The sequence below is a fragment of the Tsukamurella sp. II2bb genome, from assembly GCF_057815145.1.
On record NZ_JBYPZI010000008.1, the window covers coordinates 162,318 to 176,746 of the forward strand.

Genomic DNA, 14,429 nt, shown 5'->3' on the forward strand with positions numbered 1-14,429 from the left:
CCGTGCGTAATGTGGTCCATGCCACACTTTCGGGCGTGAACGAAGACGAAACGGCAGCGGTCTACCGACGCGCCTACGACAGCAAGGAATTCCACGAGCTCCGCCGCAGGCTGGCGCTGTTCGTGATCCCGATCTCCGTGGCCTTCCTGCTCTGGTACGTCCTGTACGTGCTGCTGGCCACCTACGCGCACGAGTTCATGAGCCACAAGCTCGTCGGCAACATCAACGTGGCCCTGGTGATGGGTCTGGGGCAGTTCGTGACCACGTTCGCGATCACCTGGGCGTACGTCCGGTTCGCGAACAACACGGTCGACCCGATGTCCACGGGCCTGCGTGAGCACATCGAGGGCGAGCTCAAGGCCGGGGAGGCGGGCCGGTGACCGATCTCCTCGCCTGGGAACCGGGCACGATCACGGTCGGCCAGCAGGTCGGCTCCACCGCTCTGAACATCCTCGTCTTCATCCTGTTCATCGGCGTCACCATGGGCCTGGTCATCAAGGCCAGCCGCACCACGAAGAAGGCCACCGACTTCTACACCGGCGGCGCCACGTTCACGGGCCCGCAGAACGGCTTCGCCATCGCCGGCGACTACCTCTCGGCCGCCAGCTTCCTCGGCATCTGCGGCGCCATCGCGGTCCAGGGCTACGACGGCTTCCTGTACTCGATCGGCTTCCTCGTCGCCTGGCTGGTCGCGCTCCTGCTGGTCGCCGAGCGGCTGCGCAACGTCGGCAAGTTCACCATGGCCGACGTGCTCAGCTTCCGGCTGAAGCAGCGGCCGGTGCGGATGGCGGCCGCGCTCGCGACGCTCACCGTTTCGCTGTTCTACCTGATCGCGCAGATGGCCGGCGCGGGCGGCCTCGTTTCGCTGCTGCTCAACATCAAGGGCACCACCGGACAGGCGATCGTCGTCGCCGTGGTCGGCGTCCTGATGATCCTGTACGTGCTGGTGGGTGGCATGAAGGGCACCACCTACGTGCAGATGGTCAAGGCCGTGCTGCTCGTCGGCGGCGCGCTCCTGATGACGCTGATGGTGCTGGCCGCGGTCAAGGGCAACTTCTCGGACCTGCTGCAGAAGGCCATCGACGGCAGCAAGTCGGGCGAGAAGATCATCGAGCCGGGCCTCAAGTACGGCAAGACCGAGACCACGAAGCTCGACTTCCTCTCGCTGGCGCTCGCGCTGGTGCTGGGCACGGCGGGCCTGCCGCACGTGCTGATGCGCTTCTACACCGTGCCCACGGCCAAGGAGGCGCGCCGCTCGGTCACCTGGGCGATCGGACTCATCGGTGCCTTCTACATCTTCACGCTCGTGCTGGGCTTCGGCGCGGCGGCGTACGTCGGCGCCGACGTGATCGCCAAGGCCCCGGGCGGGGTGAACTCGGCGGCACCGCTGCTGGCGTTCTCGCTCGGCGGCACGATCCTCATGGCGGTCATCTCCGCGGTCGCCTTCGCGACCATCCTGGCCGTCGTGGCCGGCCTCGCGATCACCGCGTCCGCCAGCCTCGCGCACGACATCTACAACGGCGTGATCAAGCACGGCAAGGCGTCCGAGGAGGCACAGGTACGCGTCTCGCGGATCACCGTCGTCGTGATCGGCATCGCGTCGATCATCCTCGGCATCGGGGCGATGGGGCAGAACATCGCCTTCCTCGTGGCGCTGGCCTTCGCCGTCGCGGCGTCGGCCAACCTCCCGACGATCCTGTTCTCGCTGTTCTGGCGGAAGTTCAACACCACCGGAGCGGTCCTGTCGATGTACGGCGGCCTGATCTCGGCGATCGTCCTGATCGTCTTCTCGCCGGCCGTCTCGGGCAAGCCGACGTCGATGTTCAAGTCCCTGGACTTCCACTGGTTCCCGCTCGAGAACCCCGGCCTGGTGTCCATCCCGATCGGTTTCGGCCTCGCGATCCTCGGCACGCTCCTCGGCAAGCCGGATGCGGATCTGGCCGACAAGGCGGTCGAGATGGAGGTCCGCTCGCTCACCGGTGTCGGTGTCGAGAAGGCCATCGACCACTAGCCTCCCGCGGACGGGCACCGTCGTTCCCGGTCAGAGCGGGACGACCTCGCTGCCCGCCACCTCGTCCGTGCGCAGGGTGACGTCGAGGGCGGCGATGCGGCCGTCCTCGGTGAAGGTCACGTCGCCGAGCAGCAGGTATCCGGGCGCGCCGGGCAGCCGCACGGTGTAGCCGAGCACCCCGTCGACCAGCGCGACCAGCGCGGTCTTGGCCTTGAACAGGAAGGCCTCCGCGATCGCGGGCGCGCCGGTCAGGACCGACGACGGTGCGTCGTCGGTGTGCGTGCGGAAGACCGCGTCGGGATCGAGCAGGGCGACGAGGGCCGTGAAGTCGCCGTCGCGCGACGCGGCGAGGAAGGCGCGCACGGCGTCCGTGCGGGCCGCGTCCGGACGGGGCGCGCCCGCCACCCGGCGGCGGGCGCGGCTGGCGAGCTGGCGCGTGGCGGCGGGACTCCTGCCGAGGATCGTCGCGACATCGTCGAAGGGGACGGCGAAGACGTCGTGCAGGACGAAGGCCACCCGCTCGGCGGGGGCGAGGTCGTCGAGCACCGCGCCCATCGCGGCGCCCACGGATTCCGCGAGCTGGGCGTGCGCGTCGGGCGACGGTGCGGTGTCGACGGGCTCCACCTCGTCGAGGGGCGTGGTGTCGCGCCGCGCACGCAGCCGGTCCAGGCAGATCCGCGAGACCACCGTGGTCAGCCACGCGGTCGGGTTGTCGACGGTGCCGTCGCCGCCGGCCCGGTCGGCGCGCAGCCACGCCTCCTGCACCGCGTCCTCGGCGTCGGTGGGTGAGCCGAGCATCCGCGTGGCCACCGCGAGCAGCCGGGGGCGGGCGCTGATGAAGTCGTCCAGGTCCATGTGTCACATCCTCCGTCGGTGATCCGTCAACACCATGACGGGGCGCCCGCCCCGAGTGTGACCGACCGAAGGAGACTCCCATGACCGCACGGATGACGAACCCCGCCTTCGCCCTGCCCGGGGCGATGGACGCGCTGACGAAGCTCGGCGAGGCGGTGGCGGCCTCGGGCCTCTCACCGGAGCTGCTGGAGCTGGTCAACATGCGCGCCAGTCAGCTCAACAGCTGCAGCACCTGCCTCGACGGGCACTGGCGGATGGCGCGGAGGCACGGTGCGTCCGACGACAAGCTCTTCGCCGTCGGTGCGTGGCGGCACACGCCCTACTTCTCCGAGGCCGAGCGGATCGCGCTGGAGTTGACGGAGCAGCTCACGGCGCTCGCCGGCAACCCCGACGCGGTGCCCGACGAGCTGTGGGACGCCGCCGCCGACGAGTTCGACGCCGTCCAGCTGGCCGCGCTCGTCCTCGCCGTCGGACAGATCAACCTCTGGAACCGGGTGAACCACGCGACCCGTCAGGAGGCGGGCTCCTGGCGTCCCTGACGCGGGCGGGCTCGCGGCGGTGCCCCACGGGGGCACCGCCGCCGGGTCCTAGACTCATAGGCATGTCCGATCAGCCCTATCAGCCGACCCTCGCGCAGCTGCGTGCTTTCGTCGCAGTGGCACGCACGCGCCACTTCGGCACCGCGGCCACCTCGCTGGGGGTGAGCCAGCCGTCGCTGTCGCAGGCACTGGCGGCGCTCGAGGCGGGGCTCGGTGTGCAGCTCGTCGAGCGCAGCACTCGCAAGGTGCTCATCACCGAGGCCGGGACGGCGCTCCTGGAGCAGGCGACCGGCATCGTCGCGTCGGCCGCGGAGCTGGTCAGTTCGGCAGCGGGCCTTACCGGTGAGCTGCGCGGGACGCTGCGCCTGGGGATGATCCCGACGGTCGCGCCCTATCGGCTGCCGCGCCTCCTACCGCAGTTGCGCGCGGAGGTCGCCGATCTCCAGGTCACCGTCGTCGAGGATCAGACGGCCCGGCTGCTCGAGGCCCTGCGATCCGGCCGGATCGACGCGGCCTTCCTGGCCCTGCCGGTGCTCAGTGCGTCCATCGCCGAGATCCCGCTGTACGACGAGGAGTTCGTCCTCGTCGTACCGCCCGGCCACCCGCTCGCCGGCCGCGACGATCTCACCGCGGACGATCTCGCGGGCCTTCCGTTGCTCCTCCTCGACGAGGGGCACTGCCTGCGCGATCAGGCCCTCGACCTCTGTCGACAGGCGGAGGCCGGGGCCGGAGTGATGGGCGATACCCGCGCCGCCTCGCTCGCCACCATCGTGCAGTGCGTCTCGGGCGGCCTCGGCGTGACCTTGCTGCCCGAGCCCGCGGTCACCGTCGAACTGCGCGGTACCGACCTGGCGACGGCGCGGTTCGCGGCGCCCGCCCCGGGCCGCCGGATCGGCCTGGCCTATCGGGCCTCGAGCGCGAAGACCGAGGGCTTCACCCGCCTCGCCGAGATCGCCCGCGCCGCCGCCGACGTGCCCGTGACCAGCACGTAGTCGTAGGCCGCGGACTAGACTGGCGCCATGCACGAAGCGACCCGACCGCACCTCCTGTCGTTGGAGGAGTGGAGTGCCTTGGGGGAGGACTCGACGTCGCACACGGAGCTGCAGGAGGGGGTGCTGCTCGTGTCGCCGAAGCCGAGGCCGGAGCATCAGCGCGCAGGGGGAAGGCTGTTCGCGGTGTTGGACGATGCTGCGCCGGCGTCCTTCGACGTCTTTCCGGAGGTCGATCTCATCGTGGAGGCGCGCCCGCCGGCCACGGTCCGGGCCCCGGATGTCGTGGTGATGCGACGAGACGCTGTACGGCCTTTCACAGCTTCCGATGCGATCCTCGTCGTCGAGGTCCTCTCGCCCGGGACTCGCGGCGTGGACCTGGTGATGAAGCGGTACGAGTACGCCGGTGCGGGGATCCCGCACTACTGGATCGTCGACCTCGCGGGTGACGACGTCACCCTGGAGGTGCTCACGCTGGTGGACGGCGTGTACGAATCGCATTCGTACACGGGAACGTTCGAGGCCACGGCACCGTTCCCGGTTCGGGTAGACCTCGCGGCGCTCCGCTAGAGGCGGCCGGTCATGCGGTAGCGAATCGGTCGCCGGAGGCTAGCCTGGGGGCATGTCCTCCTCGCGCACCGTCCTCGTTCTCATGGATTTCCAGAAGGGCATCGTCGACGGTGCGGGGCGCGCCGGCGCCGCGGCCGTGGCGTCGGCGGAACGCGCCCTGTCGGCGGCGCGGGACCGGGGCGTCCCCGTCGTGCACGTGCGGGTGGCCTTCCGGCCCGGCTATCCCGAGATCGCGCCGACGAACCGGGCTTTCGCGATGATCCGCGAGGCCGGCGACTCCATGACCGAGGCGTCCGCACTCACCGCGATCGTTCCCGAGGTGGCACCGCTGCCGGGGGAGCCGGTGGTGACCAAGCGGCGGTTCAGCGCGTTCAGCGGCAGCGATCTCGACGTGGTCCTGCGGGGGCTGCAGGCGGATCACCTGGTACTCGCGGGGATCTCGACCAGCGGTGTCGTCCTTTCGACGGTGCGCTACGCCGGAGATCTGGACTACGGCCTCACCGTGCTCTTCGACGCCTGTGCCGATCACGATCCCGAGGTGCACCGGGTGCTCATGCGCAAGGTCTTCCCGCGCCAGGCCGAGGTGGTCACCGTCGACGAGTGGATCGCCGGACAGGCGTGAGCTCAGCGGCGGGTCCGCTTGGCGGGCTTGCCCTTCGACGGGCTCGCCTTCTTCCCGGAGGCGGCCCGCGCCGCCTGCTTCGCGAGGGTCTTCTCCCGCGCCGTGCGCTTCGGTGCGGCTTCGGCCTGCCCGCGGGAGGAGCCGGCCCTGCGCCCGCGGACGATGCCGATGAATTCGGCGACGTTCTCGGGCTGTTCGCCCTCGGGGAGGGCCAGCGCGACGGGGGCGGCGGGCGCATCGACGACGGGCCGGTAGGTGAGATCGCGCCGATGGTGCAGCCGGGCGAGGGACTGCGGGACGAGGAGGATGCCGAGGCCGGCCGCCACGAGTTCGACTGCGGCCTCGGTGGTCTCGGGCCGGTGATCGATCGGCGAGCCGGGCGCCGCGGACCAGTGCAGGGCATCGTCGAGGGGCAGGATCGTCGGTTCGTCGGCGAGATCCGTCGTGGAGAGCTCGTCCGCGGCCGCCGCGTGGTGATCCTTCGGCACGACCGCGACGACCTGCTCCTCGTACAGGGCGATGGTCGAGAGCCCCGTCGTCTCGGCGGGCAGGCGCAGCAGGGCCAGATCGACGGTGCCCTCGCGCACCGCGTCCGCCGCCCCGGCCGCGGTGACGGGGACCAGCTCGAGCCGGACGTCCGGATGACGCTCCTCCCAGACCCGCGCCCACTTGGCCGGCGTGGCGCCGGGGACGTAGCCGAGGCGCAGGGGGAGCGGGAGCGAGGAGGTCACTCCTGGAGGTTACCGATAGGCTGGCGGTCATGAGCAGGCAGAACACGCAGTCCATGAAACCGGCGACCGCTGCGAAGAAGCTGGACGTGTATCTGCCCGCGACGCCGCACGAGTTCCAGGACGCGCCGATCACCCGCGCGGAGCTCGCAGCGCTGCAGGCGGATCCGCCGCAGTGGCTGAGGGATCTGCGGAAGAACGGTCCGCACCCGAAGAACCTCGTCGCCGCCAAGCTCGGGGTCTCGATCTCCGGCCTGGCGCGGGGCGGCGTCGAGCAGGCCCTGACCACCGAGCAGATCGAGAAGATCATCGCGGAGAACCCCGAGTGGCTGGTCGCCGAGCGGGCCGCCTATCAGGTGGTGCTCCGCGAGGAGCGCCGGGTGAAGTCCCTGCACGCCGAGCGCGCGAAGCGCACCTGAGACGCGGCGCTCCTCCGGTCCGGAGAACTGCGCGAATCGGGTGTCCCGCCGTGCGATACTCGGCCTCGTGACAGAGGAAAGAGTGTGCACGGCAGCGGAATCGGGTGTCGCGGAGGTCGTCGCGAGGCGGGCGGGGGAGACGCCGGACCTGCCCTTTCTGCTCACCGATGACGGTGAGTTCACCTACGCCGACATCGACCGCGGCGCCCGGGAGGTGGCGCAGGCGCTGCTGGCGGCGGGGATCGGTCCGGGGGACCGGGTGGCGGTCGCGGCTCCGAACTGCGTCGAGTGGATCCTGCTCTGGCTGGGGACGGCCCGCATCGGCGCGATCCTCGTGACCCTCAACGTGGTCTACCGCGAGCAGGAGTTCGAGTACATGCTCGGGCAATCGGGTGCGCGGCTGCTGGTGTGCTCGGCGCAGGCACGGGGGCACGACTTCGTCGCGATGCTGTCGGCCATGCGCGAGCGCCTCCCCGGTGTCGGCCGGTTCGTCTTCCTGGGCGACGGCGACCTCTCCGCACTGCCCGGTGCCGTCTCGTGGCGCGACTTCCTCGCGGCCCGCGAGGGCGCCGCGCTGCCGAACGCGGCCGTCGGTTCCACCCCCGCGGTCATCCTCTACACGTCCGGCACCACCGGGACGCCGAAGGGCGCGGTGCTCACCCACGGCAGCGTCCTGGCCTCGGCCACCGGGCAGGCTGAGCGCTTCGCCCTCGACGCGGACGACGTCATCCTCGGGCACATGCCGCTCAACCACGTCGGCGGGCTCACCTGCACGATCGCGGCGGCCGCCGTCGTCGGTGCGGCCGTGGCCCTGCTGCCGGGCTTCCACCCCGAGCAGAGCCTCGATGCCGCTGCCGCGCGGGCCGCGACCGTGGTGGTGGGCGTGCCCACCATGTACACGCTGATGCTCGCTGCGATCGCCGACCGGGACCTGTCGGCGGTCCGCCTGTGCGTCGTCGGCGGCGCGAACCTGGAGCCGTCGCTGGCCGAACGGATGCGGGCGCAGTTCCCCGGCGCGCGGATCGCCAATCTGTACGGCGCCTCCGAGTCGTCCGGCGCGTGCGTCATCTCCGCCGAGACCGACGGTCCGGACCTGCTCGCGACGACCATCGGCACGCCCCTGTCGGGTGTCGACGTGCGGGTGGCCGGGCCCGACGGTGCGCCCCTGCCGCCGGGCGAGGACGGCGAGCTCCAGGTGCGCGGCCCGTCGGTGGCGGCCGGCTACTGGGACCTGCCGGACGCCACCGCCGCGGTGTTCGGCGCGGACGGCTGGCTGGCGACCGGGGACGTCGCGACGCTCTCGTCGGACGGTCACATCACCCTGCGCGGCCGCCTGAAGGAGATGTACGTGCGCGGCGGTTACAACGTCTACCCCGCCGAGATCGAGAACTTCATCGCGAGCCGGCCGGGCGTGGCGATGGTCGCCGTGATCGGGGTCCCCGACCCGGTCTACGGCGAGACGGGGCGCGCGTTCGTCGTGCCCCGGGCCGGCGCTGAGGTCGCGCCCGAGGAGATCCGGTCGGCGTGCCGCGCCGCGTTCGCCGCGTACAAGGTGCCCGACGAGGTGGTGGTCGTCGATGCGCTGCCGCTCACCCCCGCGGGCAAGATCCGCAAGGCCGTGCTGTCGACGGGAGCGGTCTGACGGACGTCCTCCGGTGAACCCGGCTCGGTGCCGCGCTCTCATGTGTACGCTGTACACATGAGAGCGGGTCGCCGCCCGCACCGTCCGAGCCGAGCACGAGGTGCACCATGACCGAACGTTTCTCCTCCACCCGTCGTTTCGCAGCGTCGCCCGAGCGGGTCTTCGCCGCGCTGTGCGATCCGAACACGCACCAGCACGCCGAGCCCACCGACTGGGTCCGCGATCCGATCGACACCGCGCCGATCGACCACGCGGGGCAGGTCTTCGCCATGAACATGTATCTCGACCTCGCGGGCGGCGACTACGTCATCGAGAACACCGTCAACATCTTCGACCGGGACCGGAGCATCGGCTGGCTTCCGGGAACCAGCCGGGAGGGGACGTGGCAGGCCGGCGGCTGGTGGTGGCGGTACGACCTGGCACCGTCGGGCGACGGTACCGATGTGACCCTGACCTACGACTGGACGGACACGCCCCAGGAGTTCCGCGACCAGGTGCCCATGCCGCCCTTCCCGCCGGAGTACCTCGACCGGTCGCTGGAAGCCCTCGACCGGCACATCACCGGCTGAGCCGGCCCGCACTCAGCCGGAGATCACCTCGACGTCCACCAGTACGACGTCGCCGCGCTCGTCGGAGGCGGGCAGGTCGACGACAGCCGTGATCGCCCAGCCGTGGTCACCGTCGGGATCGGCGATCGTCTGCCGGACGCGCCAGGCCCGGGGCATCGACGTGTCGAGCGAGAACAGCTGCGGCCCACGGGCATCCGGGCCCGTATTGATGTCGTCGTACTCCTCGTAATAGTCGTCGAAGGCGGCGTACCAGTCGACCCCCGGATCCATCGCGTCGAGCAGGTCGTACTCCTCCTCGGCGACCAACTGCACCCTGCGGAACATCGCGTTGCGCACCATGACGGCGAAGGCGCGCTCGTCGGAGGTGAGCGAGGTGGACCGGCCGATCTCCGGCGCGGAGGCGTGCGCCTTCACCGGATCCGGCGAGGTCATCTCCTCCCACTCGTCCACCAGCGAGCTGTCCACGTACCGCACCAGGGCGCCGAGCCAGGCGATGTAGTCGTCGAGTTCGGGCGTGCGCGCGGCCTCCGGGACCGTGTGCCGCAGCGTCTTGAAGGCGTCCGAGAGGTAGCGCAGCACCGCGCCCTCGGACCGGCCGAGCTGGTACTTCGAGACCAGGTCGTTGAAGGTCATCGCCCGCTCGATCATCTCGCGCACCACGGACTTCGGCGAGAGCTCGAACTGGGTGACCCAGGCGTGCCCCGCGGCGTAGGTGGCGAACGCCGGAACGAGCAGGTCCTCCAGCGGTTTCGGGTATGTCACGTCCTCGAGCAGTGCCATCCGCTCGTCGTAGTCGATGCCGTCGGCCTTCATCTCCGCGACCGCCGCTCCGCGCGCCGCGTTCTGCTGTGCCCGCAGCACCGGCCGCGGGTCGTCGAGCACCGATTCGATCACCGAGATCACGTCGAGGGCGTAGTCGGGGGACTCCGGGTCGAGCAGTTCCAGGGCCGCCAGCGCGAACGGCGCGAGGGGCTGGTTCAGCGCGAAATCGGGCTGCAGGTCGACGGTCAGCCGCACGTGCCGGCCGTCCTCGTCGGGCTCGTCCAGCCTCTCCACGACCCCGCCGGACTCCAATCCGCGGAAGAGCGTGATCGCGGTGCGGATGTGCCGCAGCTGGTTCCGCCGCGACTCGTGGTTGTCCTCGAGCAGGTGCCGCATCGACTCGAAACAGTTGCGCGGCCGCGCGATCACGTTGAGCAGCATCGAATTGGTCACCGAGAAGCGGGAGGTCAGCGGCTCCGGATCGGCGGCGACCAGCTTCTCGAAGGTCGCCTTCCCCCAGGACACGAATCCCTCCGGCGGTTTGCGGCGCTGCACCCGCTTGAGCTTGGCCGGATCGCCGCCGGCCTTCGCCTCCCGACGTGCGTTCTCGATCTCGTGCTCGGGCGCGGCCACGACGACGGTGCCCATCGTGTCGAACCCGGCTCGCCCCGCGCGGCCCGCGATCTGGTGGAACTCCCGCGCGCGCAGGTGGCGCGTGCGGTTACCGTCGAACTTGGTCAGCCCCGTCAGGTAGACGGTGCGGATGGGCACGTTGATGCCGACGCCGAGGGTGTCGGTGCCGCAGATCACCTTGAGCAGGCCGTCCTGCGCGAGCTTCTCGACGAGCCGGCGATACCGGGGCAGCATCCCGGCGTGATGCACGCCGACGCCGGAGCGGATCAGTCGCGAGAGCGTCTTGCCGAAGCCGGTGGTGAACTGGAAATCGCCGATCGCCGCCGCGATCGCGGCCTTGTCCTCCTTGCTCGCCAGGGGCAGGGACATCAGCGCCTGCGCCCGCTCCGCGGCGGCCTGCTGGGTGAAGTGCACGACGTACACGGGGGACTGGTGCGTGGTGACCAGCTCGACGATCTGATCCTGGATCTGCATCGTCGAATAGGAGAAATGCAGCGGAACGGGCCGCTCCGCGCCGGCGACGAGCACCGTCTCCCGGCCGGTACGGCGGGCCAGGTCCTCCTCGAAGAAGGAGGTGTCGCCGAGCGTCGCGGACATGAGCACGAACTGCGCGTGCGGCAGCTCGATCAGTGGTACCTGCCAGGCCCAGCCGCGGTCGGGCTCGGAGTAGTAGTGGAACTCGTCCATGACCACCTGGGCGATGTCCGAGTCCGCGCCCTCGCGCAGGGCGAGGTTCGCGACGATCTCCGCGGTCGCGCAGACGATCGGGGCGCCGGCGTTGACCGCCGCGTCGCCGGTCACCATGCCGACGTTCTCCGTGCCGAAGACCTCGCACAGGGCGAAGAACTTCTCGCTGACGAGGGCCTTGATCGGCGCGGTGTAGTAGGTGCGGCGACCCTGCGTGAGCGCGGCGAACTGGGCGCCCATCGCCACCATCGACTTACCGGAACCCGTGGGCGTGGCCACGATGACGTTGGCGCCGGAGCAGGCCGCGATCAGTGCCTCCTCCTGCGCCGGGTACAGCGTGATGCCGCGGTCGGCGGTCCAGTCGGCGAAGGCCTCGAAGACCGCGTCCGCCGTCGGGTCGGCCGGGAGCAGGTCGGTGAGGTTCACTCACTTGATCCTACGGACCGCCATCGCGGCTGTTCAGCCCAGCTCCTGAACCGGGGCGATGACGGTCGCGCCCGCCGCTGCGCGCAGGCCGTCGCGCAGGTGCGACCGTGGCAGCCGGGCGGGCTCCGTCGAGGTGAGGAAGTCCGTGAGAAGTGCCAGGAACTCGTCCGGGGCCTCCGTCATCGGGAAGTGGCCGACACCGTCGAAGATCTCCACGCGCGCGGCGGGAAGGGCTTCGCGCAGGAGCTCCGCGTGCGACGCGGGGATGATCGAATCGTCCGCCCCCCATGCGACGAGGGTCGGCACCACGGCGGTGAGGTAGCAGCGATCGCGCATGGTCACGACCTGTCCGCGCAGGTCCACGACGGAGCGGAGGGTTCGAGCGAAGGCGTGCGGCGAGGCGGTGTTCGGCATCCGGTCCAGGGCTCGGCGCAGCTGTGCCGCGTCGGGCCGGACCGGGTTGGGCACGGCCGCGGCGGCGAGCAGCGCGGTCTGCAGCACCTGTCGGGCACCGGGCAGGGCCGTGAGGGCCACGATCTGTTCGGCGAAGGGGAGCGACAGCAGGCGCAGTAGCGGGGCGACGTGGTGGTCGACGCCGCCGGGCGCCACGAAGGTGAGGCGGTCGACCATGTCCGGGTACTGGTAGGCGAACTGGCCGGCGACGCCGCCGCCCAGCGAGTGACCGACGAGGGAGACGCGGTCGATCCCCAGGTAACACAGCAGGTCGCGGACGCCGTTGGCGAACGCCGCGATGGAGTAGTCGGCGCGCGGCCGGTCGGAGAGCCCGTGGCCCAGCAGGTCCGGCGCGATCACGGTGAACCGGTCCGTCAGCCGCGTCATCACCGGATCCCAGACCAGGGAGTTGTCGCCGATGCCGTGCAGGAGCAGCACCGCGGGGCCGCTGCCGCCGATTCGGTACGCCCTGCGGTGCCCATGAATCGTGGCGAAGCACAGTTCGGGTGCGTAGGGGCGTGCACGGAACGGAAGGACTTCGGGGCTCATCACGACCTCCTCGCAGCGGCGACTCTGCGCAGAAGTATGTCCGCGCCCGGTTACGGACGCCGGCGCGCGCGGTTACGCGGGGGTTTCGGCCCCGGCCGGCACGATCACGGGCTCGATCTCGGGGTCGAGCGCGATATCGAGGTCGACGTCGCGGCGCAGTGCCGTCTGCAGGTCGTCCCGCGTCAGCCGCGCGGGCTCGGTCTCCGTGAGGAAGGCGCGCAGGACCCGCACGAACCGGTCCGGATCGGTGCGGAACGGGAAGTGTCCGGCACCGTCGAAGACCTCCAGGCGGGAGGAGGGGAGCGCCGCGTGCAACAGGTGGGCGTGCTCGACGGGGATGATCGGATCGTCGGCGCCCCACACCACCAGCACCGGCACCGAATCGGCGAGGTACGTGCGATCGAGCATCGTCACGATCTGGCCCCACGGGTCGACCACCGCGCGCAGGGTGCGCGCGAAGGCGCGCGGCGTGCCCGCGTGCGGCATCCCGGCGAGGACCCGGGCGCACTCCGCGTTGTCCACGAAGATCCTGGCCGGCACCCTGCCGAGGAGACCGAGCGCGGCACTGGCCGCCGGCAGCACGCCGGGGATCGCCAGTGAGCGGATCGCGATCTCCGACAGGGGCAGCGAGACGGCACGGAGCACCGGCGACACCGACCGGGTCACGCCGCCCGTATTGACGAAGACCAGGCGCTCGACCATCTCCGGGAACTGGTAGGTGAACTGCCCGGCGATGCCGCCGCCCAGCGAATGCCCCACCAGCGTGGCCCGGTCGATGCCGAGATAGAGCAGCAGGTCCCGCATCGCGTTCGCGAACGCCGGAAGGGAGTAGTCGGCGCGCGGACGGTCCGAACCGCCGTGCCCGAGCAGGTCCGGCGCGATCACCGTGTAGTCCCGCGCGAGCTGCTCGAACAGCGGCTCGAAGGTCGAGGAGTTGTCGGCCATGCCATGGATCAGGAGCAGGGCGGGACCGCTACCGCCGATGCGGTAGGCGCGACGATGCCCGTGGACCAGGGCGGTCCGACGGCGGACCAGGGTCACGACCAGGAGCCGTTCTCGCCCTCGTCGCCGGCCTGCTCGGCCAGGAACGCCTCGAACTCGCTGGCCAGATCGTCGCCGGTGGGGATGGCCTCGCCGTCCGCGATGAGCAGTTCGCGGGGCTGCGCGGTGGCCTCGTCGTACTGCTGCTCCAGGGTCTCGACCACCGTCGAGATCTCGGCGCTCAGGGAGACCTGCGCGTCGATCTGCTCGCGCAGCTGTGCGGCGGCGGCCGGGAGCTCGCCGTCGGGGAGTTGCAGTCCGACGGTGGAGCGGAGCGCGCCCAGCATGCCGAGGACGGCCTCGGGGTAGTCGTTCTGCGCCAGGTAGTGCGGGACCTGCACCGACAGTCCGAGTGTGTCGTACCCCTTGTCCGCGAGGCTCAGCTCCAGCATGCCCGCGGCGCTGCCGGGCAGGCGCATCGTGGCACCGCCCCAGGAGCGGAGCTCGCTGCGCAGTTCGGGCTTGTTCCCGTGCGCGGTCACCGGCACGGGGCGGGTGTGGGGGACCGCCATGGGGATGGCGTGCAGGCCGACGACGGTGCGCACGCCGAACCGCTCGGCGAGGCCCGCGACCGCGCTGACGAAGCCCTTCCAGCGCAGGTCGGGCTCGGCGCCGGCGAGGAGGAGGAAGGGCCGACCTGCGGAATCGCGGACGGCGTAGAGGTTCAGTTCCGGCTCGCTGACGCCCGTGAAGCCGTCCTCGAAGGTCATCGCCGGGCGGCGGGAGCGGTAGTCGATCAGCTCATCGACGTCGAAGGACGCGACGAGCTCGGCGCTCAGGTTGTCCTTGAGGTGCTCGCGCAGAAGACGCAGTGTGTGTCCCGCATCGGCGTAGCCGTCGAGCGCGTGGATGAGTACGGGGCCGTTGCCGTCGGTGTCGGACACCGAGGGGCCCGGGAACTCCAGTTCGTACATATGGGACTGCTCGTCCATGC

At 70.9% G+C, this 14,429-nt stretch carries 15 protein-coding genes; 9 read left to right on the forward strand and 6 right to left on the reverse strand.

The window, feature by feature from the left end:
* Positions 1 to 35 precede the first annotated feature (35 nt).
* Positions 36 to 380 (forward strand): DUF485 domain-containing protein, encoded by a 345-nt coding sequence (locus AC21LY_RS18070; RefSeq protein WP_489047943.1) that lies wholly within the window; start codon positions 36 to 38, stop codon positions 378 to 380.
* Entirely contained in the window at positions 377 to 2,011 is a 1,635-nt protein-coding gene (locus AC21LY_RS18075; protein WP_489047944.1) for a solute symporter family protein, read from the forward strand. The genes AC21LY_RS18070 and AC21LY_RS18075 overlap by 4 nt, the downstream gene beginning before the upstream one ends.
* A gap of 30 nt (positions 2,012 to 2,041) precedes the next feature.
* On the opposite strand, the gene AC21LY_RS18080 is transcribed toward AC21LY_RS18075, so the two are convergent.
* On the reverse strand, positions 2,042 to 2,866 hold the full coding sequence (locus tag AC21LY_RS18080) for a sigma-70 family RNA polymerase sigma factor (RefSeq protein ID WP_489047945.1): 825 nt from the start codon (positions 2,864 to 2,866) through the stop codon (positions 2,042 to 2,044).
* A gap of 80 nt (positions 2,867 to 2,946) precedes the next feature.
* Here AC21LY_RS18080 and AC21LY_RS18085 point away from each other — a divergent pair, with 80 nt between their 5' ends.
* The 4 genes from AC21LY_RS18085 to AC21LY_RS18100 all read left to right on the forward strand — a co-directional run bounded on the left by AC21LY_RS18085 (position 2,947) and on the right by AC21LY_RS18100 (position 5,586).
* Positions 2,947 to 3,405, forward strand: coding sequence for a carboxymuconolactone decarboxylase family protein (locus AC21LY_RS18085; RefSeq protein WP_489047946.1), 459 nt, complete (start codon positions 2,947 to 2,949; stop codon positions 3,403 to 3,405).
* Between the two features lie 62 nt (positions 3,406 to 3,467).
* Positions 3,468 to 4,397: a hydrogen peroxide-inducible genes activator gene (locus AC21LY_RS18090; protein WP_489047947.1), complete on the forward strand. Its 930-nt coding sequence runs from the start codon at positions 3,468 to 3,470 to the stop codon at positions 4,395 to 4,397.
* A gap of 27 nt (positions 4,398 to 4,424) precedes the next feature.
* Positions 4,425 to 4,964, forward strand: a complete 540-nt coding sequence (locus AC21LY_RS18095; RefSeq protein WP_489047948.1) for a Uma2 family endonuclease — start codon at positions 4,425 to 4,427, stop codon at positions 4,962 to 4,964.
* Positions 4,965 to 5,016: 52 nt separating this feature from the next.
* Positions 5,017 to 5,586, forward strand: coding sequence for a cysteine hydrolase family protein (locus tag AC21LY_RS18100; RefSeq protein ID WP_489047949.1), 570 nt, complete (start codon positions 5,017 to 5,019; stop codon positions 5,584 to 5,586).
* 2 nt (positions 5,587 to 5,588) lie between these two features.
* Here AC21LY_RS18100 and AC21LY_RS18105 read toward each other — a convergent pair whose 3' ends face one another.
* Positions 5,589 to 6,317: a LysR family transcriptional regulator substrate-binding protein gene (locus AC21LY_RS18105; RefSeq protein ID WP_489047950.1), complete on the reverse strand. Its 729-nt coding sequence runs from the start codon at positions 6,315 to 6,317 to the stop codon at positions 5,589 to 5,591.
* A gap of 29 nt (positions 6,318 to 6,346) precedes the next feature.
* Between AC21LY_RS18105 and AC21LY_RS18110 the strand changes: the two genes are divergently transcribed.
* The 3 genes from AC21LY_RS18110 (at position 6,347) to AC21LY_RS18120 (ending at position 8,944) form a co-directional block, all read left to right on the forward strand.
* Positions 6,347 to 6,733: a DUF5997 family protein gene (locus AC21LY_RS18110; protein ID WP_489047951.1), complete on the forward strand. Its 387-nt coding sequence runs from the start codon at positions 6,347 to 6,349 to the stop codon at positions 6,731 to 6,733.
* Between the two features lie 67 nt (positions 6,734 to 6,800).
* Positions 6,801 to 8,375 (forward strand): class I adenylate-forming enzyme family protein, encoded by a 1,575-nt coding sequence (locus AC21LY_RS18115; RefSeq protein ID WP_489047952.1) that lies wholly within the window; start codon positions 6,801 to 6,803, stop codon positions 8,373 to 8,375.
* Positions 8,376 to 8,482: 107 nt separating this feature from the next.
* On the forward strand, positions 8,483 to 8,944 hold the full coding sequence (locus AC21LY_RS18120) for an SRPBCC family protein (RefSeq protein WP_489047953.1): 462 nt from the start codon (positions 8,483 to 8,485) through the stop codon (positions 8,942 to 8,944).
* 12 nt (positions 8,945 to 8,956) lie between these two features.
* Here the strand turns inward: AC21LY_RS18120 and AC21LY_RS18125 are convergent, their stop codons facing one another.
* From AC21LY_RS18125 to AC21LY_RS18140, 4 genes are all read right to left on the reverse strand, one after another.
* Positions 8,957 to 11,452 (reverse strand): DEAD/DEAH box helicase, encoded by a 2,496-nt coding sequence (locus AC21LY_RS18125; protein WP_489047954.1) that lies wholly within the window; start codon positions 11,450 to 11,452, stop codon positions 8,957 to 8,959.
* Positions 11,453 to 11,485: 33 nt separating this feature from the next.
* Positions 11,486 to 12,454 (reverse strand): alpha/beta fold hydrolase, encoded by a 969-nt coding sequence (locus AC21LY_RS18130; RefSeq protein ID WP_489047955.1) that lies wholly within the window; start codon positions 12,452 to 12,454, stop codon positions 11,486 to 11,488.
* A 72-nt stretch (positions 12,455 to 12,526) separates the two neighbouring features.
* Positions 12,527 to 13,495: an alpha/beta fold hydrolase gene (locus AC21LY_RS18135; protein WP_489047956.1), complete on the reverse strand. Its 969-nt coding sequence runs from the start codon at positions 13,493 to 13,495 to the stop codon at positions 12,527 to 12,529.
* The gene (locus AC21LY_RS18140; protein WP_489047957.1) at positions 13,492 to 14,427 is read right to left on the reverse strand and encodes a proteasome assembly chaperone family protein; all 936 of its coding nucleotides are present in this window, start codon (positions 14,425 to 14,427) and stop codon (positions 13,492 to 13,494) included. Before AC21LY_RS18140 ends, AC21LY_RS18135 begins: the two co-directional genes overlap by 4 nt.
* Between the last annotated feature and the right edge of the window lie 2 nt (positions 14,428 to 14,429).